Origin of the sequence: Lentilactobacillus dabitei (assembly GCF_019061365.1) — a bacterium.
Classification (GTDB): domain Bacteria; phylum Bacillota; class Bacilli; order Lactobacillales; family Lactobacillaceae; genus Lentilactobacillus; species Lentilactobacillus dabitei.
In genome coordinates this window covers 1-1202 of sequence record NZ_JAHPPD010000173.1, presented here as the reverse complement: position 1 = coordinate 1202, position 1202 = coordinate 1, and the positions used below count along the sequence as shown (strand labels likewise).

At 45.9% G+C, this 1202-nt stretch carries 1 protein-coding gene; it reads left to right on the top strand.

Annotated features, from left to right (window positions below; all coding sequences use genetic code 11):
* Positions 1-117 precede the first annotated feature (117 nt).
* Positions 118-1146: an IS30 family transposase gene (locus tag KTE19_RS13650; RefSeq protein ID WP_010621911.1), complete on the top strand. Its 1029-nt coding sequence runs from the start codon at positions 118-120 to the stop codon at positions 1144-1146.
* Positions 1147-1202: the final 56 nt, after the last annotated feature.

The window sequence follows — 1202 nt, the reverse complement described above, 5'->3', positions numbered from 1 at the left end:
GCCCAGTTTAAAATTCAAGTGCAACACTAATCAACTAGACCTTTCAGACTAGACATGAAAGGCCATGAAGACCTATTCTTATTAACGTCGAAATTAATTAAGAAAGCGAGTGTCTTCATGACCCAAAACCAGAATAACATGCCTCGTCATTACCAACAACTCCAAGCTGATGAACGCGGTGAAATTGAGGCGCTCAGTCGCCAACACAAAACCGCGCACACGATCGCAAAAACACTTCATCGCAGTACCAGTACCATTACCCGTGAACTAGCCCGCGGCACGACAACTCAAATTGATTCTCAATGTCATCGCCATTATCAAGCCTACTTTGCGGAAACCGGCGAAGCCGTGTACCGCAAACACCGATCTAATTGTCATCCGCAGGGACTACTTAAAAAAGCCATTGTCTTCTTTAAGAGCTTGACTAGGGCTCTGAAAGCTAACCCGCGGGTCTACAACGTCGATACCTATATTGATCATTTCAAGAAGACCTACCCAGGTTTCCCGTGTCCTTCGGTGCCCACCGTTTATCGTTATATTGATCAAGGTTGTTTGGCGTTACGCAACCATGACCTTCCTAAGAAACTACGGCGCCGAATTAAACAGCCAGGACGCTCTCACTCTCGCTTAAATAAGAAGGTGTTAGGCCGATCGATCGAAGATCGCCCGGCAGTTGTCCAGCAGCGTCAAAAATTTGGCCATTGGGAAGGCGATTTGGTTAAGGCCAAACGCGATGAGAATGAACCAGCGTTAATGACGCTCACGGAACGGGTTAGTCGTTTGGAAATCTTGGTGAAACTACCTAATTACCACGCCAGGACTTGTCGCCAAGCTCTCGAAAAGACTTTGGCCGACTATGGCCCGCAATACTTTAAGACCATTACCTTTGATAATGGTAGTGAGTTCGCTGAACTTAGCCAAGTCAAGGAGACTGAGATCTACTTTGCTCATCCATATTCGCCGTGGGAACGTGGGACTAATGAGAACCTAAATGGACAACTAAGAGAATTCTTTCCTAAGGGTAAATCCTTGGGACCGGTGAATGTGATTGAACTACAGGTCGCTCAAGATACCTTGAATCACCGTCCTCGAAAGCTCTTAGATTATCATTGTCCAGCTGAACTATTACCAGGTCTAGCTGACTAACTAGACCAATCATTGGAATAGGTCATTAACTGTTGCACTTGATTTGACACTTCGGG

Coding starts and splice junctions, on each gene's coding strand:
- KTE19_RS13650 (WP_010621911.1), top strand. CDS start 118: ATGACCCAAAACCAGAATAACATGCCTCGTCATTACCAACAACTCCAA.